The sequence below is a fragment of the Enterococcus silesiacus genome, from assembly GCF_001886225.1.
GTDB classification, from domain to species: Bacteria; Bacillota; Bacilli; order Lactobacillales; family Enterococcaceae; genus Enterococcus_L; species Enterococcus_L silesiacus.
On sequence record NZ_JXLC01000007.1, the window covers coordinates 45253 to 70419 of the forward strand.

General features: G+C 36.9%; 27 protein-coding genes. 8 read left to right on the top strand and 19 right to left on the bottom strand.

What is annotated here, in order from left to right:
- Nucleotides 1–110: 110 nt before the first annotated feature.
- From RV15_RS06480 to RV15_RS06490, 3 genes are read right to left on the bottom strand one after another with little or no spacing between them, the layout of a single operon-like run.
- Nucleotides 111–1052, bottom strand: a complete 942-nt coding sequence (locus RV15_RS06480; protein WP_071877241.1) for a sugar-binding transcriptional regulator — start codon at nucleotides 1050–1052, stop codon at nucleotides 111–113.
- A complete protein-coding gene (locus tag RV15_RS06485) occupies nucleotides 1039–2043 on the bottom strand; it encodes an alpha-ketoacid dehydrogenase subunit beta (protein ID WP_071877242.1) in 1005 nt (334 codons plus the stop codon). Before RV15_RS06485 ends, RV15_RS06480 begins: the two co-directional genes overlap by 14 nt.
- Nucleotides 2040–3038, bottom strand: a complete 999-nt coding sequence (locus RV15_RS06490; RefSeq protein WP_071877243.1) for a thiamine pyrophosphate-dependent dehydrogenase E1 component subunit alpha — start codon at nucleotides 3036–3038, stop codon at nucleotides 2040–2042. Before RV15_RS06490 ends, RV15_RS06485 begins: the two co-directional genes overlap by 4 nt.
- A gap of 193 nt (nucleotides 3039–3231) precedes the next feature.
- Here RV15_RS06490 and RV15_RS06495 point away from each other — a divergent pair, with 193 nt between their 5' ends.
- From RV15_RS06495 to yidA, 4 genes are read left to right on the top strand one after another with little or no spacing between them, the layout of a single operon-like run.
- Complete coding sequence (locus RV15_RS06495; RefSeq protein ID WP_071877244.1) at nucleotides 3232–3591, top strand: hypothetical protein; 360 nt, start codon at nucleotides 3232–3234, stop codon at nucleotides 3589–3591.
- Entirely contained in the window at nucleotides 3584–4432 is an 849-nt protein-coding gene (locus RV15_RS06500; protein WP_071877245.1) for a lipoate--protein ligase family protein, read from the top strand. Before RV15_RS06495 ends, RV15_RS06500 begins: the two co-directional genes overlap by 8 nt.
- 37 nt (nucleotides 4433–4469) lie before the next feature.
- Nucleotides 4470–5840: an HD domain-containing protein gene (locus tag RV15_RS06505; RefSeq protein WP_071877246.1), complete on the top strand. Its 1371-nt coding sequence runs from the start codon at nucleotides 4470–4472 to the stop codon at nucleotides 5838–5840.
- Between the two features lie 25 nt (nucleotides 5841–5865).
- Entirely contained in the window at nucleotides 5866–6672 is an 807-nt protein-coding gene (gene yidA, locus RV15_RS06510; RefSeq protein WP_071877247.1) for a sugar-phosphatase, read from the top strand.
- 125 nt (nucleotides 6673–6797) lie between these two features.
- On the opposite strand, the gene RV15_RS06515 is transcribed toward yidA, so the two are convergent.
- The 8 genes from RV15_RS06515 to RV15_RS06550 all read right to left on the bottom strand — a co-directional run bounded on the left by RV15_RS06515 (nucleotide 6798) and on the right by RV15_RS06550 (nucleotide 14111).
- Nucleotides 6798–8876, bottom strand: coding sequence for a BglG family transcription antiterminator (locus RV15_RS06515; protein ID WP_071877248.1), 2079 nt, complete (start codon nucleotides 8874–8876; stop codon nucleotides 6798–6800).
- Between the two features lie 38 nt (nucleotides 8877–8914).
- Complete coding sequence (locus RV15_RS06520) at nucleotides 8915–9559, bottom strand: beta/alpha barrel domain-containing protein (protein WP_071877249.1); 645 nt, start codon at nucleotides 9557–9559, stop codon at nucleotides 8915–8917.
- Nucleotides 9560–9572: 13 nt separating this feature from the next.
- Complete coding sequence (dapA, locus tag RV15_RS06525) at nucleotides 9573–10466, bottom strand: 4-hydroxy-tetrahydrodipicolinate synthase (RefSeq protein WP_071877250.1); 894 nt, start codon at nucleotides 10464–10466, stop codon at nucleotides 9573–9575.
- A 17-nt stretch (nucleotides 10467–10483) separates the two neighbouring features.
- Nucleotides 10484–11104 carry an SIS domain-containing protein gene (locus RV15_RS06530; protein WP_245791269.1) on the bottom strand — a complete coding sequence of 207 codons (621 nt, stop codon included), beginning with the start codon at nucleotides 11102–11104 and terminating at the stop codon, nucleotides 10484–10486.
- Between the two features lie 62 nt (nucleotides 11105–11166).
- Nucleotides 11167–12426, bottom strand: a complete 1260-nt coding sequence (locus RV15_RS06535) for a PTS ascorbate transporter subunit IIC (RefSeq protein WP_071877251.1) — start codon at nucleotides 12424–12426, stop codon at nucleotides 11167–11169.
- Nucleotides 12427–12462: 36 nt separating this feature from the next.
- On the bottom strand, nucleotides 12463–12741 hold the full coding sequence (locus RV15_RS06540; protein WP_071877252.1) for a PTS sugar transporter subunit IIB: 279 nt from the start codon (nucleotides 12739–12741) through the stop codon (nucleotides 12463–12465).
- A 12-nt stretch (nucleotides 12742–12753) separates the two neighbouring features.
- Nucleotides 12754–13188, bottom strand: a complete 435-nt coding sequence (locus tag RV15_RS06545) for a PTS sugar transporter subunit IIA (protein WP_425429266.1) — start codon at nucleotides 13186–13188, stop codon at nucleotides 12754–12756.
- 476 nt (nucleotides 13189–13664) lie between these two features.
- Nucleotides 13665–14111, bottom strand: a complete 447-nt coding sequence (locus RV15_RS06550) for an NUDIX hydrolase (RefSeq protein ID WP_071877254.1) — start codon at nucleotides 14109–14111, stop codon at nucleotides 13665–13667.
- A gap of 174 nt (nucleotides 14112–14285) precedes the next feature.
- On the opposite strand from RV15_RS06550, the gene gloA reads away from it, so the two are divergent.
- A complete protein-coding gene (gene gloA, locus RV15_RS06555; RefSeq protein WP_071877255.1) occupies nucleotides 14286–14660 on the top strand; it encodes a lactoylglutathione lyase in 375 nt (124 codons plus the stop codon).
- A gap of 166 nt (nucleotides 14661–14826) precedes the next feature.
- On the top strand, nucleotides 14827–15546 hold the full coding sequence (locus RV15_RS06560; protein ID WP_071877256.1) for a gamma-glutamyl-gamma-aminobutyrate hydrolase family protein: 720 nt from the start codon (nucleotides 14827–14829) through the stop codon (nucleotides 15544–15546).
- A 64-nt stretch (nucleotides 15547–15610) separates the two neighbouring features.
- Here RV15_RS06560 and RV15_RS06565 read toward each other — a convergent pair whose 3' ends face one another.
- The 3 genes from RV15_RS06565 to RV15_RS06575 form a co-directional block, all read right to left on the bottom strand.
- Nucleotides 15611–16435: an aldo/keto reductase gene (locus RV15_RS06565; protein ID WP_071877257.1), complete on the bottom strand. Its 825-nt coding sequence runs from the start codon at nucleotides 16433–16435 to the stop codon at nucleotides 15611–15613.
- Between the two features lie 237 nt (nucleotides 16436–16672).
- A complete protein-coding gene (locus tag RV15_RS06570) occupies nucleotides 16673–17365 on the bottom strand; it encodes a DUF6612 family protein (RefSeq protein WP_071877258.1) in 693 nt (230 codons plus the stop codon).
- Between the two features lie 154 nt (nucleotides 17366–17519).
- Nucleotides 17520–18536, bottom strand: coding sequence for a branched-chain amino acid aminotransferase (locus RV15_RS06575; RefSeq protein WP_071877259.1), 1017 nt, complete (start codon nucleotides 18534–18536; stop codon nucleotides 17520–17522).
- A 139-nt stretch (nucleotides 18537–18675) separates the two neighbouring features.
- On the opposite strand from RV15_RS06575, the gene RV15_RS06580 reads away from it, so the two are divergent.
- Complete coding sequence (locus RV15_RS06580) at nucleotides 18676–19608, top strand: mechanosensitive ion channel family protein (RefSeq protein WP_071877334.1); 933 nt, start codon at nucleotides 18676–18678, stop codon at nucleotides 19606–19608.
- 95 nt (nucleotides 19609–19703) lie between these two features.
- On the opposite strand, the gene RV15_RS06585 is transcribed toward RV15_RS06580, so the two are convergent.
- Together RV15_RS06585 and RV15_RS06590 are read right to left on the bottom strand one after the other, a co-directional pair.
- Complete coding sequence (locus tag RV15_RS06585; protein ID WP_174549272.1) at nucleotides 19704–20834, bottom strand: N-acetyldiaminopimelate deacetylase; 1131 nt, start codon at nucleotides 20832–20834, stop codon at nucleotides 19704–19706.
- Between the two features lie 115 nt (nucleotides 20835–20949).
- A complete protein-coding gene (locus tag RV15_RS06590) occupies nucleotides 20950–21390 on the bottom strand; it encodes a flavodoxin domain-containing protein (RefSeq protein ID WP_071877260.1) in 441 nt (146 codons plus the stop codon).
- Nucleotides 21391–21523: 133 nt separating this feature from the next.
- Here RV15_RS06590 and RV15_RS06595 point away from each other — a divergent pair, with 133 nt between their 5' ends.
- Nucleotides 21524–21988, top strand: a complete 465-nt coding sequence (locus tag RV15_RS06595; RefSeq protein ID WP_071877261.1) for a MarR family winged helix-turn-helix transcriptional regulator — start codon at nucleotides 21524–21526, stop codon at nucleotides 21986–21988.
- Between the two features lie 45 nt (nucleotides 21989–22033).
- On the opposite strand, the gene RV15_RS06600 is transcribed toward RV15_RS06595, so the two are convergent.
- The 3 genes from RV15_RS06600 to RV15_RS06610 are packed head-to-tail and all read right to left on the bottom strand — an operon-like array spanning nucleotide 22034 to nucleotide 25060.
- Nucleotides 22034–23239 carry an ABC transporter permease gene (locus RV15_RS06600; RefSeq protein WP_071877262.1) on the bottom strand — a complete coding sequence of 402 codons (1206 nt, stop codon included), beginning with the start codon at nucleotides 23237–23239 and terminating at the stop codon, nucleotides 22034–22036.
- The gene (locus RV15_RS06605; protein WP_071877263.1) at nucleotides 23236–23916 is read right to left on the bottom strand and encodes an ABC transporter ATP-binding protein; all 681 of its coding nucleotides are present in this window, start codon (nucleotides 23914–23916) and stop codon (nucleotides 23236–23238) included. The genes RV15_RS06600 and RV15_RS06605 overlap by 4 nt, the downstream gene beginning before the upstream one ends.
- Nucleotides 23909–25060, bottom strand: a complete 1152-nt coding sequence (locus tag RV15_RS06610; protein WP_071877264.1) for an efflux RND transporter periplasmic adaptor subunit — start codon at nucleotides 25058–25060, stop codon at nucleotides 23909–23911. The genes RV15_RS06605 and RV15_RS06610 overlap by 8 nt, the downstream gene beginning before the upstream one ends.
- Between the last annotated feature and the right edge of the window lie 107 nt (nucleotides 25061–25167).

Below are 25167 nucleotides of genomic sequence, written 5' to 3' on the forward strand. Positions count from 1 at the left end.
CCATCAAAAACTGAACAGCCACAGATAGCTCATCTGAAAAGTAAGGAAATCTGTGAATGGCGTATTAGTTACAGTCATATTTTAGCTTTCTTTTGACAAATCAGTCAAGTTCAAACTAAAGCTTCCGCAATCGTCTGATCAATAACTAAAATAGTACAGCATTTACCTAATAGCAACGACTTGATACTTTCAGCTTTTTCCTTACCGCAGCCAATAATCATCACATCAGGTATCGTTACTAAGTCTTCCACTTTAATGCCTAGCATTCGTTTGCTTATTTCATTGTTCACTGTTTGACCATTTTTGTCAAATAAGGACGCTACCGCGTCTCCTTTAACACCTGTTTCTTTGATCATTTTTAATTCTTCTGCTTCGATATAACCAAGACGTTTCCACGTAGAGCTTTTATTCGGATTGCCTACTCCAATAATTGCTAAGTCGACATTTCGAGCTTGATTCAATGCCTTTCCAAGTAATTGTGTCTTATTTAGCACATCTGCTAGTTTGATACTCTCAGCTAGTGCAGGCGCATAAAAGTACTGACAGCGACTGTTGAGTTTTTCAGCTAATCTGAAAACCAAGTGATTTGTATCGAAATAGAGATGCTCACTGGAAACACCACCTACTAAAGGACATACATTAATCGTTGGAAATGAGTAATAAGGCATCTCATCGATCATATCTGCTAGCGTCGTTCCCCATGATAATCCAACACTCATTCCAGCTTTTAAACGTTCTTTAAGACACGCAGCCGCGGCTAGACTAACTTCCTTTTTCACTGCCTCAACCTGTTTTTGCTCATTAGCAGGAATTACAATCACATCAGCCAGCTGATATTTTTCTTCTACGCGTAACGCTAGTTCAACGACATGTGCAGATTCATCTTTGATTGAAATTGAAACGACCCCTGTCTCCTTCGCCTGTTGTAAAATCTTTGAAATAACAGGTCGGGAAATACCCATTTTTTGAGCAATAACAGCTTGGGTTAAGCCTTGTTCATAATACATTGTAACAATTTTCAACATTTTCCGGTAATCTTCACTGATTTTCATTAGAAACCTCAATTTCAGACATGACTTGATCCAAGGCATTTAACACTGAATCAACTTGTGGTATTGCTTTAGCTTCTAAGACTTTTTGTGCCGGCATTGGTACGAATTCACCGCCTAATCGAACGATGGATGTTTTCAATTTCATAGCAGCGCTAGACTCAGCAATAATCGCAGTAAGCTCTGCGCTAAAGCCACTATTTTTTACAGCTTCTGTTGCGACGATCACTCGTTTTGTTTTAGCAACAGAGGCTAGAATAGTTTCTTTATCAAGGGGGACTAAGGTCCTTGGATCGATGACTTCAACTGAAATGCCTTGCTCGTTTGCAATTTCTGCTGCTTCTAACGCTTTATTGACCATAACTCCTGTTGCAATAATTGTGACGTCTTCTCCAGCGCGTTTAATCTCTGCAATGCCGATTGGTACAGTATAAGCAGCATCAGGAACAACTCCAGTTGTTGCGTATAAAAGCTTATGTTCGTAAAACATAACTGGATTATTATCTTGAATGGCCGCATGTAGTAATCCTTTTGCATCATACGCATTAGCAGGCTGAATGACTTTTAATCCAGGTATATGAGCCATCCAGTTTTCCAAACTTTGCGAATGTTGAGCGCCAGCGCCAGTTCCTGAGCCAGCAGCCGTCCGCATCACCAAGGGAACTTTTGCCTTTCCGCTATACATATAATGAATTTTTGCGGCTTGATTGACCAACTGATCCATCGCAACAGTAATAAAATCTGAAAACTGTAGCTCGATTATCGGACGCATACCAGTCATTGCGGCTCCGACTGCGGCTCCGGCAATTGCACTTTCCGAAATAGGCGTATCACGTACTCGCTGTTTGCCATATTTTTCCTGAAGTCCTTTGGTTGCCCCAAATCCGCCGCCATAAGTACCAATATCTTCGCCTAAAATAAATACACGATCATCTTGAGCCAACGCTTCATCTAATGCTTCATTGATTGCTTGTAAATAAGTAATTGTTCTCATACCTCATCCTCCGCATAAACGTGCGTCCACAAATCAGCAACTGTCGGCTCACTATCTAGTTTCACAGAAGCAACTAGTTCAGCCATTTCTTGCCGTATGGTCATCTCTAACTGTCTGATTGCGGCTTCTTCTATTCTAGCTGTTTGGATTAACTTTTGTTCCAAACGGACAATAGGGTCATTGTTTTCCTGCCATTGCCGACATTCTTCTTGCGAACGATACATCAGCTTATCAGATTTAGAATGACCTTTATGGCGATAGGTTAGTGCTTCAATCAGAGTTGGTCCTCCACCGTTTCTGGCTTTTGCCACAGCTTGTGAAACAGTTGAAGTCACACTAGCTAGATCATTTCCATCGATCGTGAACCCTTCAATCCCGTAACTCTTGCCTCGTTCAGAAAGCTTATCGATATTGACCATCTGTTCAATAGAACTACTCATGCCATATTGATTATTTTCAATAAAATAGATGACTGGTAATTGCCAAATAGAAGCCAAATTCAAAGCCTCGTGGAAGCTACCTTCATTTGTTGCCCCGTCACCTGCATAACACAGAACAACTTGATCGGTCTTTTGCATTTGAGCACTTAAAGCTGCTCCTGCGGCAATTGGAAAGCCTGCTCCAACAATACCATTCGAGCCTAAATTTCCAACATCTAAATCCGCAATGTGCATGCTGCCACCTTTACCTTCGTTTGTTCCAGTCTTTTTACCTAACATTTCAGCGAACATACTGCGAATATCCGTTCCTTTTGCGATACAATGTCCATGATTTCTATGTGTGGATACAATCCAATCACTTTTGTTTAAAATACCAGCACCACCAACAGCCGTAGCTTCTTGTCCAGTACAAAGATGCATTGTGCCATATAATTCCCCAGCATCAAAAAGTTCTTGGATTGTTTCTTCAAAAATGCGAATTTTCCACATTATTTTCAGCGCTGTTAACTCATCAATTAGGTTTATCTGTTGGGTTTGGTTTCCTGCTTGGTTCATTTTTTCACTCCTTTTACATTTGTTCTATAACGAATCATATGTAAATATTTTATCGTTTTGTGTAGCTGATAGCAAGATTATCTCTTCATTTTTTTGATTTCTTTAAAATTTCGCCATTTTCCTGTTATTTCTATACAGATAAGCATGATTTTTTGTTTAAATCGTTTATAATAGAATACGGAGGTGGAAACAAATGTTATTTCATGATGAAGCTGCGATGTTATTTTGTATGCATTGCCAAAAAGAAACACTCCACGATATTCAATATATGAACGAAATCATTTCCAGCATTGAATGCACTGAGTGTCATAATCAACTGAGTATCGATATCGATGCAATGAACCAATTTTATCATTATCTTTACGAGCGCTTAGTTTCTAAACCTGGCCGTTTAACAGAAGAAGCCAGACAAGATTTCAGTAAATTTTTAGCCACCATGCCAATGAGGATTATCAGTAAACCAATGCGTTTTACGACTGAATATAATCAAATGAATAAAGAAGTGAAGGACTACGTTTCACGCGTAAAACAGGATGAAGACCAAGATGACTAAATTAAACCACTTACTTACAAACGATAAAGTGTTTTTATATGATCAACATTGTTTGACTGAAAAAGATTACTTTCTCCCTTTTGCTTTAACTGATACCTTTACAACTTTTTCCGGAATCAACCAACAAACGATCATCCACTTTTGGCAACTTGATCAAGCTATGATTCTTGGGATGAAAGATACTCGCGTGACGGACTTAAAAAGTGGATTAGCTTCTTTAAAACAAGATGGCTATCGAATTGTGATTCGCAACGCTGGAGGACTAGGAGTCATTGCTGACGCTGGAATTTTAAATGTTTCATTGATTATACCCAATCCAGGAAATAAAAAAATTAGTATTGATGAAGCTTATACCTACATGTGGAACTGGATTAGAGTAGCTTTTGAAGATTCCGAGCATCTGATAGCAGCTTTTGAAATTGCTGAGTCTTATTGCCCAGGCACATTTGATTTAAGTATCAATGGTAAAAAGTTTGCTGGCATCGCACAACGTCGGGTGAAAGACGGGACTGCTGTCATGATTTATTTAAGTGTCAATGGTGATCAACAAAAACGTGGTGAAAGTGTACGGCGGTTTTACGAAGCAAGTTTACAGGAAACCTTTGGTCAACATGGCTATCCCCCAGTTGATCCTGCCGTAATGGCTAACCTAGAAGAGTTACTCAATAAAAAATTAACGATCGATGAAGTGAAAAAACGATTGATTAGTGTATTATTAGATAACACATCTGTTACACTTGATGATCAAACATTGCCACGCTTAATACAATCTGACTGGTTTAAAACTGAAAATGATAAGCAAATCAGCAAAATGCAGCAAAGAAACCAATTACTGAGCTAATAGTACAATAACAATCGACTAAAAAAGGAGTGAAACGATGCCTACACCTTATAAGCAACAAATTTTACCCATTGAAAAAGTCTTTAGAGATCCCGTCCATAACTATATCCATGTGCAACATCAGGTTATATTAGACTTGATCAATTCAGCAGAAGTCCAACGTTTACGCAGAATCAAGCAATTAGGCACCTCTTCTTTTACTTTTCATGGTGCGGAACACAGCCGATTCGCGCACTCTTTAGGAGTTTATGAAATTACTCGGCGTATTTGTGATATCTTTCAACGCAATTACTCAGCTGAACGCCTAGGTGATGATGGCTGGGATGACAATGAACGTCTAGTGGCCCTTTGTGCCGCTTTACTTCACGATGTCGGTCATGGACCGTACTCTCATACATTTGAACACATTTTCAATACGGATCATGAAGTGATCACCGTTGAGATTATCACGTCACCTGAAACAGAAGTGTTTCAAATCTTAAATCGGGTTTCCGCTGACTTTCCAGATAAGGTTGCCAGTGTGATCACAAAAGAATATCATAATCCCCAGGTTGTTCAAATGATTTCCAGTCAAATTGATGCTGATCGAATGGATTATTTACTCCGAGATGCCTACTTTACTGGGACAGAGTATGGCACCTTTGATTTGACTAGGATTTTACGCGTAATTCGGCCATATAAAGATGGTTTAGCTTTTGCTATGAATGGTATGCATGCTGTAGAGGATTATATCGTTAGCCGCTACCAAATGTACGTCCAAGTCTATTTTCATCCAGTTTCTCGCGGTATGGAAGTTATTTTGGATCATTTACTTCATCGCGCACGAGAATTATATGAGCAAGCACCTGAAGATTACCAACTGCATTCTCAGCTATTAGTCCCTTTTTTCAAAGGAACTTTTTCATTACAGGAATATTTAAAACTCGATGACGGCGTTTTAAATACCTATTTTACTCAGTGGACTTCGCTGCCTGATCCGATTCTTAACGATTTAGCCAATCGCTTTTTAATTCGTCGACCGCTTAAATCAGTTACCTTTTCTGGTAAACGGGATTCCGTAACGATTCGTCATCTGCAAGCTTTGATTGAAAAAGTTGGCTATAATCCAAAATATTATACCGCCATCAATTCTAGTTATGACTTGCCTTATGATTTTTATCGTCCAGAAAAAAACAGCCATCGGACTCAGATCGAAATCATGCAAAAAGACGGCACTTTGATTGAACTCTCTAAAATCAGTCACTTAGTTGCTGCTCTCGCAGGTCAAACACAAATCGATGAACGTTTTTATTTCCCAAAAGAAATGATCGATCCCAAAAGACAGCAGCACTATGATTTATTTGATGACACCTACCGCGAATTTGCGGCTTATATTCACAATGGTGCATTGATTGAAGGAAAAAATTAAAAGAAGATGTATACAGGAGGAAGTTATGACAGTCAAATTAGTTGCAATAGATATTGATGGAACATTGCTTGATTCAAATAGAAAAATCAGCCCGAAAGTAAAGGCAACACTAAAAAAAGCCAATGATAGCGGCATGTATATCGTTTTATGTACAGGACGGCCTTTACCAGGGGTCAAAGAACAGTTAGCCGAATTAGATTTATATGGCGATAATGATTATGTAATTACTTACAATGGTTCTTTGGTTCAAGCAACTAAATCCAATGAAATCATTTCCCAATATACGTTAAGTTATGATGACTTTTTAGAAATCGAACTGATGTCACGAAAAGTCGGTGCTCATTTACACACGATCGATGATCGTGCGATTTATACAGCAAATCGTGACATTGGAAAATATACCGTTCATGAAGCATATTTAGTGGACATGCCACTTAGGTATCGTGCAGTTGATGAAATGACTCCTGACATGTCGATTATTAAGATGATGATGATTGATGAGCCAGAAATTTTAGATAATGCCATCAGTCAGTTACCAGAGGAATTTACTAACAAGTACACGACTGTTAAAAGTACCGATTTTTATTATGAAATATTAAATAAAGAAGCGAGCAAAGGAAATGCTTTAGCCAAACTTGCGGAACATTTAGGAATTTCTCAAGCAGAGACAATGGCCATTGGTGATAATGAAAATGATCTATCTATGATAGAATATGCTGGCATTGGTGTCGCTATGGGCAACGCAACCGAGAGTGTAAAGCGTGCAGCCGATGTTCAAACAACAAGCAACGATGAAGATGGTGTTGCTGAAATTTTGCTTAAATATATTTAAAAGCTGTACTATGGATGTTCATTTAACCTGAAAAAATAGATTTTTACACCCTATTTATTTGATTCTAAAGAGGAAGACAAAGTAAATTTTACTTTTGTTTTCCTCTTTAGTTGTTTTCCACTCCATTAATTCTCCATTGTTAAAACTTCTTCTTGTGACAGATAATGATACACCTCATTGGGGTCATCACTCGTATCTAGCAAAGAATAAAAGTCTGGGTCATCCAATAATTTGACTAATTCGACCATTGCATTTAAATGGCGATTATTTTCAGTAGCAGCTAGGCAAAATATATACTTTACTGGATCATTATCTTTGTTCCCAAAGACAATCGGCTCTTTTAACACGCTGATACTCATACCTAATTGCATAACGCCATCAATTGGTCTTGCATGAGGTAATGCAACGTTTTTAGAGATTACCATATATGCCCCTTCCCTTTTAGCAGTTTCAATAATCGTATCGATGTAATTCCGCGTAATTCGGCCTGTCTTCAACAATGATGCTGCGGATAAACGAATTGCTTCTTCCCAATTTTTAGCGCTCATCTCTAGTTGGATCAATTCAGGTGCAGTGATTTCCTGTAAACTTGGGCCATCATTTTCAGTTTTGTTCGGCTCTTCTTGATTAATTAAGTATTCATATAACTCATTTTCCAAGCTCGACCCTTCAGAAATTGCTGCATGTCGTTTAATGATTTCCATGATTTTGCCAACACTAGGTAATTTGAAATTGAAATTGCCAATTTGAGTGTATACGTCGCTGATCAAGCGGTACTTTTCTCTGGTATTCATGATTGGACTAACAATATAGACCGGTTTTTTTGTATAAAACAAACGAATATTAGGCACCGTAGAAAAAATTAAATCATAAGAATCAGTTAGTCGTTCAATGTCATTGGTTTCGACCGGACCTAAAAACGATAACTCTGGAAAGAGGGCTTTTAACTCGGTATATACAATAGACGAGCTACCAATTCCGTTAGGACAAACGATCAAAGCGACTTTTTGTATCGTTGTATATTCATCAAAATTGGAACACAATGCCGCAAAATGCATCGTCAAAAATGCACTTTCATCCTCTGGAATCCGATGTTCAAATAACGAAGAAAATGGCTTTAATGTTTCTTCAACAATATTGAACAACTCGCCATATTCATTTTTGATTTTATTGTGAAGCGGATTTACAATAGGCAATTTAAAATATAAACGATAATAAGCTGGTCTAAGATGAGAATACAACTGATGCACAACTAATTCTTGATTGCTAAAACGAATTCCTGAGATTGCTTCAAAACGTAAAATAATTCGTTTAACTAGCTCCATAATTGTTTCGTAGTCTTTCGTCGACTCACTTGCCCGACCAATTGATAAACCTAAAATCCATGCACATAAATATCTATAAGCTGCCTCATCTTCAATTCCAAAGTGGGCGAGAATGCTTTTTGAAAATTGATATTCTTTCATTGCAATCAAAGCAGGTAACTGATATTTATCATGGAAAACCGCTGGTAAAATATGCAGCCGTTTTTTTAAGAAGATGAAGGTATATAAAAATTCGGTCAACCGATTTTCAACAAAGGTTATGCCATATTCCAGTGTGTATTTTTCAATCAATCGTTTCGTTGATTCAAGCGTTTCAATATGATGATTCTCTAAAAACTGATCATAAATGAAGGCTGTATTATACTCTGTTGAATCCCAAATAATCATTTTCATTAAATGATAACGGATGTGCTCCTCACTTCCAGATAATCGATAGCCTGTTTTTCTAGTGTAAAGCAACTGAATATTTTCTTTTTCCAATTCAATTGTTAAGTTTTTTAAGTCATTAATAATGGTCGTTTTCCCAACGCCAAGTTCTTCAATGAAATGATTAATCGAAAGGTAGTCATCCGCATAGTAAAATAAGATTAAATATAGATACTTCGAGCGCTCAAAGGCATTCATTAAATATTCTTTTGCATAAATTTTATCTGAAAGTAGCGCAATAAACTGTTCTCGGAGTTGGTTCGTTAAGATGATCCGATTGTTTTCAATCACTAATTTTGATCCAATGTCAATTGTTACAAATTCATTGATTTTTTCTACTGAATATTCTAATTGTCGTTTGGTTAAACCAGTTTGAGCTGCCAATTCGTTTACGTCATGTATTGAGCGCTCAACTAGCCGTTTCATTACTTTTCTAGAACGTTCATCTGTCATTAAATCCCCTCCTCCAAAAACAGTTTCGATGCACACTTTTACAAGCTTTTATTTCGACTGCTATGTTTAACAACTGCTAACTTCAACTGCTTAGCATTTTCAGCAATTTCTTCTTTAGTGCCTGTTGTCAAAAGACTCCCGACCCCCACGCAATCTACTCCACTCGATAACCACTCATCAATATTCTCTAAATTAACACCACCTGAGGACATGATCGGCAGATACGGTGTTGGTGTTTTCAATGTTGTAATCAGAGTGGGACCATAATAGCTCGAAATCGGAAATGCTTTAACCATTGCTGCTCCTGCTTCTAGTGCTGTGATCATTTCTGTCATACTAGTGCAGCCTGGCATATATGGAATTTGATAACGGTTACACATTTTACAAACAGCCGCATCATAATTTGGAGCGATGATAAAACTTGCTCCAGTCAAGATCGCTAGACGAGCAGTTTCGCTATCCAAAACGGTTCCAGCACCGATTAATAGTTTAGTTCCATACCGTTCGCTTAGTTGCTGAATAATTGCTCCTGCGTTGGGTAAAGTATAACTTATTTCTAGACAATCCACTCCACCTGCTAAACAGCCCTCCGCAATTTCAACAGCCCGTTCGATTGTTTCGACCCGAACAATCGCCATAATTGTTGTTTCTTCTATTCTATTTAGTATAGTTGTTCGAAACATGTTTTTTCCTCCTTTAAAAAGACTCACTGTTTTCTAGGTAATAATCCATTGTTTTTGCCACTTCCAATAACACTTTTTCACTAACTGGCTGAACAGGCAACCGGGGATTTCCAACTGTAATTCCCTGATAATTAATAGCAGCCTTTAATACAGAAGGAATTGTTCCGAGTTTTAAAATACGCCGAAATTCTTCAATACTATTCTGCATTGATTGGGCTTTTTCCATGTTTCCTTCTATCCAATAACGATAAATAGCGACATCGATTTCGGTTAGAACATTTGACGTAGCTGCAACTGCTCCTGCAGCACCCGCTTTTAACGCATCTAGAATCAATGAATCAGACCCTGATAAGACAGCAAATGCTTCATTTTTTGCTGCTTGGATATAGCCTTTTATATTTTCAAGATCACCGCTGCTATCTTTAATACCAATAATATTTTGATGTCCAGCTATTTTCCCAATCATGCTGGAGCTAATCGTTACTCCGGTGTTTTTAGGTATATTATAGAGCAAAATAGGCGCTGTGTTTGCTTCAGCAAGTGTTAGATAATGGGTAATCAATTCCTTTTCAGTTGGCGGAACAAAGTACGGGGTGATCACAGATAATGCATCTGCTCCTAGTGCTGTCATTTCTTTTGATAAAGCAATAACTTGATCCGTACTATTTCCACCAGTTCCAACATATACTGGTACACGCCCATTCGTCTCTGTAATAACACTTTGAGCAAATTTTAGTTTCTCATAGTCACTTAAAACATGAAATTCACCATTTGTGCCAAGAATAAACAGACCATTGACCTTTTTTTCAATTAAATGATTCACTAGTTGTTTTGTCGCATTTACATCGATTTGATTCGCTTTATCTAGAGGTGTGACCATTGCTGTAATGAGTCCTTCTGGTTTCATTTTATCTCCTCCCTTCCTTACTCGCATGCTGAAATACTTTGACCCAACTTACCTCCTGGATGCCATTTCACATATTCTTTGTTAGTTATCCCCTTTTCTTCTTGTAGTAAAATACTCAAAGATTGGAGTAGTAAAACCTCCACTAAAATAGAGGCACGAGGGGGCTTGTTCAAGGAATCGCCCTCATTTTCCACGCCAGCGAAAAGTAAGCAATCACTATTTTGGGCCAACCACGAGTGCTTTTTACCAGTGACAGAAATAATGCTAGCACCGTTTTTTTTTAGCGTTTCAACGGTCTTTTTCAATTCTTCTGTTTCCCCACTATTCGAAATTGATAAGACAATATCACCTGACCTCACTTGCCCTGACGATCCGTGAATAGCTTCTGTTCCGTCTAAAAAATAGGCTGGAGTTCCTGTTGAGGAAAATAATGAAGCAATATATTCAGCCACATGCCCAGGTTTTCCAATCCCTGTCACATGAACACGCCCGCCACTTTCTTCCGAAGTTAAAATCAGCTCTTTTGCAATCATCAATTGTTCTACCGATATTTCTTGAATAAACTTATTTAATTCTTCAGATGTATTTTCAAAAAAATTAACTAATGCTCGATCTAGTTCTTGTTTCATATGATCCATTTTACCTCCCATCATTTTTTGGCTCTATTTTAAGTTCAACTATTTATATTAGAGTGCTTCTATCAAGAAAAAAGACTTAATATTTTCTCAACAAAAATGCCGATAACATTGTAATCAATATTTGGGAACGTCGAACCTTCTAACCCCATGCTGCCATATACTGGATAAAGAATTATCGGTAAAAAAGCTAGCAATAGGCCAACAATGAATGAACCAGCCACCGCTCCACGCCAGCCGCCAGTTGAGTTACCAAACACACCTGCTGTTCCTCCAGAGAAAAAGCAAATATGAGCCGCAGGAATAATCACAATCGGAAATTTAAAAATAACCATGATAGCGACTCCAACTAGACCTGCAGCATATGCAGATAAAAAGCCAACGATTACAGCTGTTGGTGCATAAGGAAAGACCGTTGGAACATCTAGTGCTGGACGAGAATTTGGAATAAATTTTTCTGAAATGGATACAAAAGCAGCCGTGATTTCTGCTAAGAACATCCGTACACCTGTCATTAAAATCGACATGCCAGCTGTAAATGTAAAGGCTTGGATCATAGGGAAGACTAACCAATGAGTCGTTCCAGCCAATTCTTGAGTTGCTTCTTTACCCGCTTTTAAAGCGGATACATAAAAGAGAATCAGCATGATCACTGCCACACCCATCAAAAAGTCCCTAAAAAATGATAGCCATTTTGGAAAATTAATATGCTCTGTACTTTTGTCTTCATGTTTGCTAAATAATTTACCAATATATCCAGACAAGGAATACCCAATCATGTTAAAGTGACCAATCGCAACATCGTCACTTCCAGTAATTTTCCGCATGAACGGCTGACATAATTGCGGTAGTGCAGCTGAACAAAATCCTAGAATCGTTCCACCTAAAATAATTGCAGCAATATCTGAAATACCGTGAGACTTGATGATCAATGAAAGAACACAAGCAAAAAATAAACTGTGCCCTGTTGTAAAGAAGATATTTTTCATTGGTGTGATTCGAGCAAAAACTAGATTCATTAAAAACCCTAGGATCAACGTGCATGATGTCACTAATGCATACTGCTCTTGAGCCATTGCTGTTGCAGCTTCTGGTGAAGCGACAACGCCGACAATATTAAAGCCTGTTTGAAATAATTTATTAAAATTCTGCAAAGCTCCTGTCATCAAAGCTCCGCCAGCACTAAAGACCATAAAACCAATGATTGTTTTAAACGTTCCGGTTAGAACTTCAGTACCTGATTTTTTTTGAGCCACTAATCCGACAAATGCGACGATCCCAAGTAAAATTGCTGGTGTACTTAAAAAGCTAATAATAAAATCCACTCTTTTTCATCTCCTTATCTTTACCTTGATACAAAATCAACTATTCAGAAATCCAGCTAGTTTGCTTTGAATTTCATTTTTGTCGACAATATTATTGATACCAATAATTGTTTGCTTTAATCCTTGTGATTCCAACTCCTTAGCAACATCAGCCAGTGTTATCAATAAATCGCCATCAAAACCTGGTACTGCATCTAACGATGCGTGCTCGACTTGAATTGGAAAACCATTTTCTTTGATGACTTGTTCCGTTTTTATTTTTAACATTAAGCTTGAACCTACTCCTGCTCTACAAGCAACAAGGGCTTTATGCATATACTCCATCTCCTATTCTTTTTCAATGATATACTCTAAAATATCCATTGGACTTTGTGCAGTATCTAAAATTTGGTAAAAATAGTGATCACTTAATAAATTGACCAACTCAGCCATTGATTCTAAGTGCGTCTCGCTATCTTTAGCACTCATACAAAAAAGATATTTGACTGGGTCATTCGCTTTATTTCCTGATTTCACTGGTGTTTTTAACGTTGTGATACCCATTGCTAAATCCAATGCACCAAATTGTGCTGGTGCATGAGGCAATGCAACATGTTTTGTGACCACAATATAGGGTCCCAACGTTTGGCTTGTTTCAATAATTTTTTCAATATATTCTGCTGTGATCTTACCTCCATAAAGTAGTGGTTCTGCGGATCTGCGGATTGCTTCTTCCCAATCTGCTACTTCAAGATTTAGCTGAATAAATTCTTCTTTTATCATCTCACTTAACAATATGCAACACCCCTTTTGAATTTCACCAAGCGTACGACTTATTGGTTCCTTTTCAATATAATCTGTTTATGAGAGGGTTTCAATCTCTTTTGATTACTTATTTTGTAGGCTATTACAACAAAATCTGGTCCCTAAAACCAAGTGCGTTCAACAAAAATAGCTATCTGGCAAAAACGAGACATCAAATGTAAATTATTCACGCCATTCATAGTACTTTGCTTACTTTTGATCCCAACCAATGCTTAATCAGCAAACAAAAGCTGAACTAAACATGCTGACTATAAAAATTTAAGTGAATTATTTCATGATTTTCCCATTCGTCTTTTTCATAACAAAAAAAACGTAGAATAAAACTAAACATCAAGTTTTATCCTACGCTCTAAATCCAATTAAATAGTGACAACTATTCAGTATACTTCTCAAAATTCAATACTCATATTTCAATTTCTTTTTACCATAATGATTTATGATTGATTCGCTTGCCATTTTTTAACCGCCCATTTATGACTACCACGTTTTAATAAATGAATGCCTTTTTCAACAGAAACCCAACAAATTCTATTGGTTTTCTCCAAAGGAGCGCAAACCTGTTGCCATTTTATTGCCACAAAGAAATACCCTGGATTATAATAGTCTGTCATTCGATGTCTTGAATGAAAATATTCATCCGCTTGTCCTAAATACTCACCAATTGTTACTTCGATCCCTAATTCTTCTAGCATTTCCCGATGGATTGCTGTTTCCTTTGTCTCACCAGACTCAATTTCTCCGCCTGGTAAAAAATAAGCTCCATTTGGCGCTTGAATCAAAACAATTTCCGTTTCATTATTTCTTGAGACAATAATATATGCGCCTAGTCTTTTTTTATATACCAATGTTTCTGATTTTTCACCAAACGACGGTGTTTTCATAAGAACAGCTCCCATTTTAGTTTACTCTAATTTTACATTAGAATTTTCTCATGAACAAGTGTTAACCTAACCTTTCACTCACAAATCCAACGCAGTCTATGCTACTATAAAAACATCAGCTTTTATTTGATTCAAGCTGAACAATACCCCATTCACGAAAGGAAGATAACCTATATGAAAATGGCTCACACTTGTGTTCGTGTCAAAGATTTAGAAGCCTCATTAGAATTTTATCAAAAAGCATTTAATTTTGAAGAAAGTCGCAGACGTGATTTTCCAGAACATAAATTTACTTTAGTTTACCTAACATTACCTGGTGATGGTTATGAACTAGAACTAACGTATAATTATGACCATGAAGCATATGATTTAGGAGACGGCTACGGTCATATTGCCATCAGCACAGATGAACTCGAAAAATTACATGAAGAACAAAAAAATGCTGGCTTCACCGTGACTGATATGAAAGCCTTGCCTGGTACTCCTCCATCTTATTATTTTATTACTGATCCAGATGGTTATAAAATCGAAGTGATCCGCACTCGTTAGTACTAAAAAAACAGTTGATCATACATTAGGCTCTCTCAACATCCTGCCTAATCTGTGATTAGCTGTTTTTTTCAGCCTGTCTCACTTCGGCCAAACTTAAATATCCCCATTTCATAAAAAAAAGTGCTACACTGTTATTCTACATATTAATTGAGGACGTGATCAAATGACAACAACTATCGGCATAGCCGGCAATCAAATTATTCAATCCGTTGATGTGTTCAACGGGAACCATGTAACATATACACCTCAGGGATTTGTAACAGCTGTTCAAAAAGCAGGAGGATTACCAATGGTTTTGCCAATTGGAAATGAAGAAGTTGCTGCATCTTATATTTCAAAGATCGATAAATTACTGTTAGCTGGCGGACAAGACATTTCCCCTGATTTCTTCGGTGAAGAACCTCACCCTAAACTGGAAGAAACAAATCGAAATCGTGATCTCTTTGAATTAGCCTTGATCAAAGAAGCGATTAAACAAAATAAACCCATTTTTGCGGTTTGCCGCGGCATGCAATTGATAAACGTTGCATTAGGCGGCACCTTATATCAGGACCTTTCTCTCTACTCCGAATGGTCAGTCAAACACGGACAACAGCCGACGCAACCCCAATTTGCTACACATGGGATTAAAATCGAAAAAGACAGTGCTCTTTATCAGGTATTTGGAGCCGAATATCGGGTCAATTCTTATCATCATCAAGCAATCAATGACTTAGCCTCCTCATTAAAAATTACTGCAAGATCTTCCGATGGTATCGCAGAAGCAATTGAATCGATCGATGCAAATCAACGTTTATTAGGTGTACAATGGCATCCTGAGCTTCGTTTTGATACAGCTGCAAAAGAATTTAAGTTATTCGAGTATTTTGTAAACCAATTATAAAATAAGGTGGCACACATCAAAAGTAAAAAATGCTTTTGATGTGTGCCACCTTATTTATTCAATCTTAAAAATCAAAATTATCTGGGTCTGGTCCTAAACGTTCATTTGTATTTAGTTCATTAATCCGCTTAATGTCTGCCTCAGTTAATTCAAAATCAAAAACATCAAAATTTTGTTTGATACGATCTTGGTGAACTGATTTTGGAATGACGATGATATCGCTTTGTAAATGCCAGCGAATGATCACTTGCGCTGCGGTTTTATGGTATTTTTTACCAATCTCAACTAGTGTAGGATTTTCTAGAATTTTACCTTGCCCTAACGGAGACCATGCTTCAACCGCAATTTGATTATCTGCTAGGAATTTGCGTAGCGGCTCTTGTGTCAAGGTTGGATGGAGTTCAATTTGATCGACCGTTGGGACAATGGTCGCTTCTTTAAGCAAATCCTCAATATGATGTTCATGAAAATTAGAAACACCAATTGCTTTAGCTCGTCCACTTCGATAGATCTCTTCCATCGCACGCCAGGAATCCTTATATTTCCCTTCGACCGGCCAATGAATCAAATATAGATCAATGTAATCTAGCCCAAGTTTATTTAAACTCTCATCAAATGCTTTTAACGTTGAATCGTATCCTTGATCCGCATTCCATAATTTTGTTGTAACAAAAATTTCTTCCCGAGGAACACCTGATGCACGAATCCCTTCACCGACACTGACTTCATTTTTATAAGCGGCAGCAGTATCTATTAAGCGATAACCTGCTTGTAAAGCCCATTTTACAGAATCAACAGCCTCAGCACCATCTTTCACTTGCCATACCCCTAAACCTAAACGCGGGATAATTGAACCATTCGCTAACTCTTTTGTTTTCTTAAAAGACATGTTTTTTCATTCCTTCCATTGAAAAAGTGACTCTTATTTTAGTATACTCTTTTAACTGCTAGATGGAAAATAACTGGATTATAAAACAATGTATAGTCTTCTAAAGATTCTTGTTTATTCTTCTTAGAATAGTCATACATTGCTTTTCATTTTTGATCACTCGATTTTTCTTAATTGAGGGCAAAAAAGAAAACAACAAATCGGCTTCGTCATTTTCTTTGCTGTTCATTATAAAAATCAATCTTCTTCTGGTAACTCTATTTTTTCAATTGCATTAAAATTATCAAATTCCGAATCTATGCTGACAACTACTTTCCCTTTTTTATTTTCAGCAAAAACGTTAATCTTCATTTCTTTTACATTAAATGATTTTTTATCTACAATCATGTTCATCTGAATCGATAAATCCTCATCCGTATCAAAACCAGTAAAAGAAATATTATAATATTTTTTCAGTGTTTTATATAATTTTTTATCATACCCGTCATACATAAAGTGATATTCATCATCCGTCGTCTCGAAACCGACATCTTCTGAAACGAACCCGAGTAATTCTAAAGGCACACTGTAATCAACTTGCTTGCTGAACTCTTTCGCATCGACTTTGGCTGTTTTCTTCCAAACCCCTGGTCGGTCTTCTAAATAAGCTTTGCCCTCTTTTATAATCACTTCAAGCTCTTCACCATCGGCTTTCGTCAGGTCAACACTGTAGCCATTATTTTTACGATCGACTTCGGAACTCATTTCAACTCTTGAATTATCTTTTTGACCTAAGGCACTAACCTTCACACTAAGATCCATATCTAGTGAATAACTATCCACTTTACTTTCCTGTGCATCCATACGCTTGAGTGCAGCTTCTTTAGTTAGCGGCTTATTGCAGCCAGCCAATGTAAATAGTAACGCACATACCAAAACAAACTTTTTCATCTTAACTCCCCAAATTCTTCTATTATTTAGTGTGACTATTCTCTAAAACTCATTATACTAAACCTATATTCAAAATACGAGCACTTTTCTGAATACTTTTATCGAATAAAAAAGAAGCCAAATCGCTCACAATTTTGACTTCTTACTTATTTTTCTATATTTTTATGTTTCTGATCCAGCCTTCTGGCGCTGGAATATCTCCAAATTGAATACCCGTCAGCTCATCGTACAGTCTTTGTGTTACTGGTCCAACTTCTGTCTCACTATAAAAGACGTGGAAATCATCATACGTTTGGATGCCGCCAATTGGTGAAATGACTGCTGCCGTTCCACAAGCTCCAGCTTCTTTAAACTGGTCTAAAGAATCAATATAGACATCTTCTTCGACAGCTTCCATCCCTAGATTATGCTCCGCTAAATAAAGCAGAGAATACTTTGTGATGCTCGGTAAAATCGATGGTGATAATGGCGTGATAAAGCGATCATCTTTTGTAATTCCAAAGAAATTAGCAGAACCGACTTCTTCGATTTTTGTGTGAGTTTTCGGATCAAGATAGATACAGTCTGAAAAATGCTGTTCCTTAGCTTCTTCTCCAGGCATGAAACTAGCTGCGTAGTTCCCACCAACTTTAATAGCTCCAGTTCCTTGCGGCGCCGCACGATCATAATCAGAAAAGATAAAGTTCGTCGGCGTTAAGCCACCTTTGAAATATGCACCTACAGGCATACAGAACACCGTAAAAAGATACTCTGGTGCTGGTTTTACCCCGATTCCCTCTCCAACACCGATTAAAAGTGGTCGAATATATAATGTCCCACCACTCCCATAAGGAGGAACAAACGCTTCATTGGCTTTTACCACAGCTTCCACTGCCTGAATAAATTTAGCTTCCGGCACTTCTGCCATCATTAAACGCTTAGCACTTCGATTCATTCGCTTAGAATTTTCATCTACTCTAAATAAATTAATTGATCCATCTTTGCAACGATATGCTTTTAAACCTTCAAAACACTGTTGTCCGTAGTGTAGTGCCGCTGAACTTTCGTGAATTTGTAAGGTGCTATCTTCAGTAAGTTTGCCTTCATCCCACTGACCATCTTTCCATTTAGAAATGTAGCGAAATGGCGTTTTTATATACTCAAAGCCTAAGTTATCCCAATCAATTGTCATACGATCACTCCTTATTTTCAGAATATTGTAACACATTTCCAATGATTTTGTTAAGCTTTTTACAGAAATAATGACATCTTTTTTCAAATTCAAGTATAATAAGAGATAATTATTGATAAAAAAGAAAGTTGGGATTTCCTTGTTTATTCTTGGACAATCAGTATCTAGCACTACAGTTGAAAGTACCATGGATTCTGCTCTTGATATCAAAGCTGTCACTGAAAACAAAGTCAATGCGTTTCAACGTTTTTGGAATGGCATCAATTGGGATGAAATTCTTGCAACACTAATTGAAAAAGCCATTTATCTACTATTTCTAATTCTGCTTTTCGGGCTGCTTAATCGTATAGGCAAAACACTGATTGATAAAACATACGGTAATTACAGTAAAAAACAGTCTTTTAGTGAAAGCCGTTTGAAGACATTACATACACTGATCAATAATGCATTTCAATATACATTATTCTTCTTTTTTATTTACTCCTTGCTGACTGTCATTGGTGTTCCTGTAGGCTCACTCCTCGCTGGAGCTGGTATTGCTGGTGTGGCGATTGGATTAGGCGCTCAAGGTTTCATGAATGATATCATCACGGGATTCTTTATCATTTTAGAGCAACAAATGGATGTTGGTGATTATGTTCGCTTAACAGCGCTAGGAATTGAAGGGACTGTTACAGCCGTTGGTCTTAGAACAACGCAAATGAAAGCTTTAGATGGTACCGTTCACTTTATCCCTAATCGAAATATCACTACAATAAGCAATCTCTCCCGGTCTAATATGCAAGTTTTGATTGATGTTCGAATCATGCCAGATGAAGGATACGATCAAATCATAGCAATTATTGACCAAGTCAATCAAGAATTAAAAGAAAAATACACTGAAAGCATCCAAACAGGGCCGACTATTTTCGGCATGGTTGATCTTGGCAATGGGAATTTTGCTATACGTACAACGATGTATGTATTAAATGGCAAACAAGCACCGATCAGAGAAGAATTTTTAGCTCAATATGTGAAAAAATTATCTGAAGCAAATTTTACGATTCCGAATACACCAATCACAATAAAATAAAAAAACGATCTGACTAGATAAACGATTGTGGCAGAAGGGTTTAACTCCTCATGTTTCTCAGAGTTAAAGACTTCTACCACAACCTCGTCGTTTTTTTATTTATCTAATGATTTTAAAAAGTTGCTGACATGTTCTACAGCAAAAGGAATGGCTGCTTCTTTAGGTTCAAATTTAGCAGAATGCAGGCCATAGACACTATCAACCCCTAGCCAAAACATTGTTCCAGGAACTTTAGATAACAAATAACCAAAATCTTCACCTGTCATCGCTACTTCTGCCTCTTCAAATAAAACACCTGATTCGTGTTCCATAAATGACATGAAATTTTCTGTCTTTTCCTTATCATTAATAACAGGAACATACCCTTTTTGATCTAAGAACACATCTACTTCACAATTGAACGACTTCGCAATTCCTTCACCAATTTCTCTGATTCTGATTTGTGTCAATTGATTCATCTCTTCTGTCAAGGTTCGAATCGTACCTGAAATCGTGGCTTCACCTGCAATTACATTCGTTGCAGTACCAGCATTGAATGTACCGAAAGTGACTACTGCACCTTCAACGGGATTCACATTTCGACTAACAATCGTTTGCGCTTGTTGTACAAGACTCATCCCAGCTATGATCATATCATTTGAAGTATGAGGAAATGCTGCGTGTCCTCCTTTACCTGTTAAAGTGATTTGAACTTCACATGTTGCTGCGAAAAGTGTACCGACTTTTGTTGTGATTTTCCCAACGGGTAGCTCAGGATTGACATGAAGTCCATAAAATTCATCTGGTAGCCACGAACCAAAAGCCCCTGCTTCATACATCAGCATACCGCCAGCTTCATTTTCTTCAGCAGGCTGAAAAAGAAATAGATAGTTATTTTCAGGCTGCTCTAAAGTCATTTGCTCCAGCAATCCTAAGCCAATCGTCATATGAAAGTCATGCCCACATGCATGCATATAACCATTGTGTGTAGACTGAAAATCAGAAATAACTTCTTCTTTTATTGGTAGACCATCAATATCAGCACGCCAACCAATCGTTTTTTTGGGAGCTTTACCGTGAACCAAAACTAAAATCCCAGTTCGCCAAATTTTAAATTCTATAAATTCTTTGTCGATCGATCTAATAATTTCAAGTAAGTATTTTTGTGTTTTTTCTTCTTCTAATCCAATTTCTGGTATTTGGTGTAGCTGTCTACGAATCTCAATCAACTGTTCTTGAATCACCATTCATCTGCCTCTTTTCTATTTCTCTATACCTTATTGTTGAATAAAAAGATGCGTCTGTCAATCCTTCGTTAAGAGAAAAATCCCAACATTTACTCGTTCAAATATCGTATAGATTTTATGAGTGCTTTAAATAGTTTTGAGCAAACTCACTGATTTTATCCAAATCGATTCCCTTTAACTTGTTATCCGTGCTTATCGGTACCCAAGAAGGTTTGTAGCCCCCAAAAGAAACAATTTCAACGGCTTGCTCTCTGATTGCTTCTGGAATACTGGCAATAATCACCTCTTGCGTTGTCTTTGGTTTGGAGTTGCATAAGTAACAAGCTATAGTTTTAGATAGTAAATCCGTTTGACTTTTTTTCAAAAAGTCTCTGATTGGTTTATACATCTTATCATTGCGAACACCTGCACCTACAATAATATGAGTAAATCCCTCTAGAACTGGTTTCTCCTGATCAATATCAATAATAGTAGAATTACTTAATTTTTCTCCTAAAATTTCTGCACATTCTTTTGATGCCCCAGACTTTGTTCCATAAACGATCAACGTTTTCATTTTTTTCAGCCTCGATTCTTTCTTTGCTTTACAGATAACATTAAGCTTGTTATGATATATTTATTCAATTATATTTTGATGAAAAAGAATCTCGTCAAACGAGATATATTAAGCATAAAGCGAGGGAGAGCATTTGTCAAATAATCAACGCTCAACAGCAAACGTATCTATAGATCAACTTACTACTTTATTACGGGGATTCGGCTCACGTTCTATCTTACACCAACAAGCAATCGTTCACTCTCTAGGAATCCCAGCGAATGACTACATTTCAATTGACTTATTGAATGAGCTAGGCCCCCTTACAGCTGGAGAATTAGCAGAAAAAACGGGATTGTCCACTGGAACGATCACGGCATTGATCGATCGCTTGGAAAAAATTGGCTACGCCCGTCGGGAAAAAGATCCTAATGATCGCCGGAGAGTCATTATTGTGCCAACTTACGATGATAGAGAAGAAATAAAAAAAGCTTATCAGCCACTTGATACTGCGATGAAAAAATTAGCACAAGATTATTCAGAAAAAGAGTTAGAAATGATTAACCAATTTTTAACAAAAGCTGTTTCTGTATTGGATGATCAATTACAAACTAAATAGTTTATCTAAAAAAACCAACTAATTAAACATTAGTTGGCTCTTTTATTACTTCATAATATCGATCAAATCTTTTTTAGAAGCAGCTGATGCCGGCATATAACTAAAAACAACACCTATCAATACTGAAATTCCTACAGCCAAACCGATCGTAAATAAGTCTGGCCGAACTTCAAAAGGTAAAAACATAGAAGAAACTAATCCTAGGATCATTCCTAATAGATAGCCAATTAAACCGCCGAGCAATGTTAATGTTAGTCCTTCAGCTAAAAATTGTTTTCTGATATCTTTTTCGGTTGCACCTAGAGCCCGCCGAATTCCTATTTCTTTTGTTCGCTCTGAAACAGAAATATACATCATATTCATGACACCCACTCCAGCAATAAATAACGAAATCCCTGCTACAGCTGAAATGAATAGTGTAAGATTATCCAAAATACTGCCCATTTGGTCAATATCTGATTTTGGATTGTATGTTTCATACTCACCAACATTTCTCATGCTACCATTAAAATTAAGTTGTTTTAAAACCTCTTTGGTCACATCAGCTTTATTTCCTTCAACATCTGTTTCTAAATTTAAAATGGATTGACTTTCAATATTTTTGAAATAGTGATCATAACTTTTTATTGGAAAATAAACAAGCGGGGCTTGATTTTCCATTGATAAGGTCCCATCACCACTGGCCACAACGCCAACAACAGTAAATAATTCATTCATTAATTCGAACCCTTTTCCAATCGCCTTTTCAGGATCACCAAATAGCTTTTGAGCTAAAACTTCACTGATTACAGCCACTTTATTTAATGTTTCGTTGTCTTTAGATTCAATTTGTCGCCCTACCAATAAGCTTTCGGATGTCTTTTCAACCCGTTCTACTTTTTTGGTCAGTTTTTTGCCTCGAATATTAATCTCTACTTGACGTTCAGTCATTTTTTGTTTTGGTTTATAAAAATCAACGTTTCTGACACCTTTTATATTCTTGATCAAATCAAGGTCACTTTTTTTAAACACTTCATTTTCGCTGACCGCATTAGCTACATCATAATAGTTAAACGTGATATTACTAACATTTTCGTTTGTATTCGTCATTGAAATTTTATCGATCATATCTCGTTTAAAACCGTTACCGATAGAAACGATCGTGATCACTGATGCAATCCCAATAATGATACCAAACATCGTTAAAAAACTACGTTTTTTATTTTTTAGAATTGATTTTAATGCTGTCTTCCAAATGACAAAATTTTTCATTTAATCAACTCCTCTTCAACAATGACGCCATCTTTAACACGAATCAAGCGACCGCAATAAGAAACCATATCTGGATTATGAGTTACTAAAATGATTGTTACGCCTTCTTCTTTATTCAAATCTTGAAATAACTGCATAATATCATCCGATGTTTTTGAATCTAAAGCGCCTGTCGGTTCATCGGCTATGATAAATCTGGGTGAGTTCACAATCGCTCTTGCAATCGCCACACGCTGTTGTTGACCACCAGAAAGTTGCTTTGGATATTTATTCCCTTTATCTCCTAAACCAACTTTTTCTAATACTTCTTGTACTCTTGCTTTGGTATTTGTGTAAGCTGAACCGTTGTATAACAACGGCAGTTCGATATTTTCAAAAACAGTATTATTTTCAATTAAGCTAAAATTTTGAAAGACAAATCCTACTGATTTATTTCTGATTTCAGAGAGTTCTTTGTCAGAAAAATCCGTAATTTCTTTTCCTTCAAACAAGTATTTCCCTTCGAATTTTTTGTCGATAAAACCGATTAGATTGATCAAGGTTGATTTTCCAGAACCAGAGGGCCCCATCACAGCTACAAATTCTTTTTCTTTGATCTCAAAATTAACGTTCTTCAAAACATGCAGTTTTTCTTCTTCCAGAGAGTAGAATTTGTTGATTTGTTCCAGTTTAATCATTTTCAACCACCTGCACTTCTGTATTATCTTTTAATTCATCATCTGGGTTTCCGATAATTTTAGCCCCATTTGAAACGCCCGACTCGACATTTTTTGCACCATTTACGTCTGTAATTTTGACATCTGTTTTCACTGCTCGTCCATTTTTATAAACAAAAACAAACGTCTTGTTCTCTTTTTTTAGAACTGATTTTTCAGGTAACACTAATTGGGGCTGTGGCAGTGAAACTTGTGTAGAAGAACCATACGCCCATGGGAAATCTCCCTCTACGATAAATTCATAGGTAGGAATTTCTGAATCATTGCCGTTTTTTGATTGAGGAAGTTGGTTAATGTTAGTTATTTTCCCTTGAGCAGTTTGATTAGAACCAATTGAAGTTACACTGACTTCTTGCCCAATTTTTAGTTTATTTAGGTCATACTCTGTGACGATTCCTTTAATCTGCTTCGTCTTACTTAAAACTTGAATTAGAGGCTGATCCAATGATTTCTTGCCAGCTTCATTGACCATCGCTACACCATCAATCGGCGATTTAACTGTTGATGTAACTTTTCCTTGTTCTGATTCCAGTGCAGCAGATTCATCATTTACTTCTGTATTAGCTAAGTCTAATGCTTGTTGTGCTTGGAACACTTCATTGTTAGTGCTAGTTACTTCTGTTTTTTGTTGTTCCACTTTTCCTTTTAGTTCCTCTTTTTTCTCAGGATCTGTTTCTCGGTCATGATCAGCATTAGCTTGGTTCAAACTTGCTTGCGCTTCATTGTAACGAGCTTGTGCGCGACTTAAATTTTGAGCCGCTTGCTGGGCTGATAGACTACTTTTGTTTACAGTTCGCTGTTGTTGGTCCACACGAGTCTGAGCCTCACCATTTAAATAATTGAGAACAACATCGCCATTTTTCACTTCTTGTTCATTTTTTACTGGAATATCAGCAATTGTTCCTAATGTTTGATCGTAGAAAATATCTTCTGTTTGAGCAGGTTTAACTTCTCCTTTCAAGAGAAGTGGATCTAGTCGACTTAGAGTGAATACATTATAGCTAGGCTCAACTTTTTTTGAGGAGGAAAAAAATAAAAAATAACTTCCCACACATACTCCGATTAAAATACCACCGATAATTAATTTCATTTTCTTATTTTTCATAATACTCGTTCCTCCTACTTTATCTTATATAACTGATTATAATCAGTTATAATCTTATAAAGAATTGAATAGACGAACATTTTCCTTACATATTTGCAAGCTTAATA

Bases quoted from the DNA above. Each gene is read 5' to 3' on its own strand.
- RV15_RS06480 (WP_071877241.1), bottom strand. From the start codon at position 1,052: ATGAAAATCAGTGAAGATTACCGGAAAATGTTGAAAATTGTTACAATG.
- RV15_RS06485 (WP_071877242.1), bottom strand. From the start codon at position 2,043: ATGAGAACAATTACTTATTTACAAGCAATCAATGAAGCATTAGATGAA.
- RV15_RS06490 (WP_071877243.1), bottom strand. From the start codon at position 3,038: ATGAACCAAGCAGGAAACCAAACCCAACAGATAAACCTAATTGATGAG.
- RV15_RS06495 (WP_071877244.1), top strand. From the start codon at position 3,232: ATGTTATTTCATGATGAAGCTGCGATGTTATTTTGTATGCATTGCCAA.
- RV15_RS06500 (WP_071877245.1), top strand. From the start codon at position 3,584: ATGACTAAATTAAACCACTTACTTACAAACGATAAAGTGTTTTTATAT.
- RV15_RS06505 (WP_071877246.1), top strand. From the start codon at position 4,470: ATGCCTACACCTTATAAGCAACAAATTTTACCCATTGAAAAAGTCTTT.
- yidA (WP_071877247.1), top strand. From the start codon at position 5,866: ATGACAGTCAAATTAGTTGCAATAGATATTGATGGAACATTGCTTGAT.
- RV15_RS06515 (WP_071877248.1), bottom strand. From the start codon at position 8,876: ATGACAGATGAACGTTCTAGAAAAGTAATGAAACGGCTAGTTGAGCGC.
- RV15_RS06520 (WP_071877249.1), bottom strand. From the start codon at position 9,559: ATGTTTCGAACAACTATACTAAATAGAATAGAAGAAACAACAATTATG.
- dapA (WP_071877250.1), bottom strand. From the start codon at position 10,466: ATGAAACCAGAAGGACTCATTACAGCAATGGTCACACCTCTAGATAAA.
- RV15_RS06530 (WP_245791269.1), bottom strand. From the start codon at position 11,104: ATGGATCATATGAAACAAGAACTAGATCGAGCATTAGTTAATTTTTTT.
- RV15_RS06540 (WP_071877252.1), bottom strand. From the start codon at position 12,741: ATGCATAAAGCCCTTGTTGCTTGTAGAGCAGGAGTAGGTTCAAGCTTA.
- RV15_RS06545 (WP_425429266.1), bottom strand. From the start codon at position 13,188: ATGATAAAAGAAGAATTTATTCAGCTAAATCTTGAAGTAGCAGATTGG.
- RV15_RS06550 (WP_071877254.1), bottom strand. From the start codon at position 14,111: ATGAAAACACCGTCGTTTGGTGAAAAATCAGAAACATTGGTATATAAA.
- gloA (WP_071877255.1), top strand. From the start codon at position 14,286: ATGAAAATGGCTCACACTTGTGTTCGTGTCAAAGATTTAGAAGCCTCA.
- RV15_RS06560 (WP_071877256.1), top strand. From the start codon at position 14,827: ATGACAACAACTATCGGCATAGCCGGCAATCAAATTATTCAATCCGTT.
- RV15_RS06565 (WP_071877257.1), bottom strand. From the start codon at position 16,435: ATGTCTTTTAAGAAAACAAAAGAGTTAGCGAATGGTTCAATTATCCCG.
- RV15_RS06570 (WP_071877258.1), bottom strand. From the start codon at position 17,365: ATGAAAAAGTTTGTTTTGGTATGTGCGTTACTATTTACATTGGCTGGC.
- RV15_RS06575 (WP_071877259.1), bottom strand. From the start codon at position 18,536: ATGACAATTGATTGGGATAACTTAGGCTTTGAGTATATAAAAACGCCA.
- RV15_RS06585 (WP_174549272.1), bottom strand. From the start codon at position 20,834: ATGGTGATTCAAGAACAGTTGATTGAGATTCGTAGACAGCTACACCAA.
- RV15_RS06590 (WP_071877260.1), bottom strand. From the start codon at position 21,390: ATGAAAACGTTGATCGTTTATGGAACAAAGTCTGGGGCATCAAAAGAA.
- RV15_RS06600 (WP_071877262.1), bottom strand. From the start codon at position 23,239: ATGAAAAATTTTGTCATTTGGAAGACAGCATTAAAATCAATTCTAAAA.
- RV15_RS06605 (WP_071877263.1), bottom strand. From the start codon at position 23,916: ATGATTAAACTGGAACAAATCAACAAATTCTACTCTCTGGAAGAAGAA.
- RV15_RS06610 (WP_071877264.1), bottom strand. From the start codon at position 25,060: ATGAAAAATAAGAAAATGAAATTAATTATCGGTGGTATTTTAATCGGA.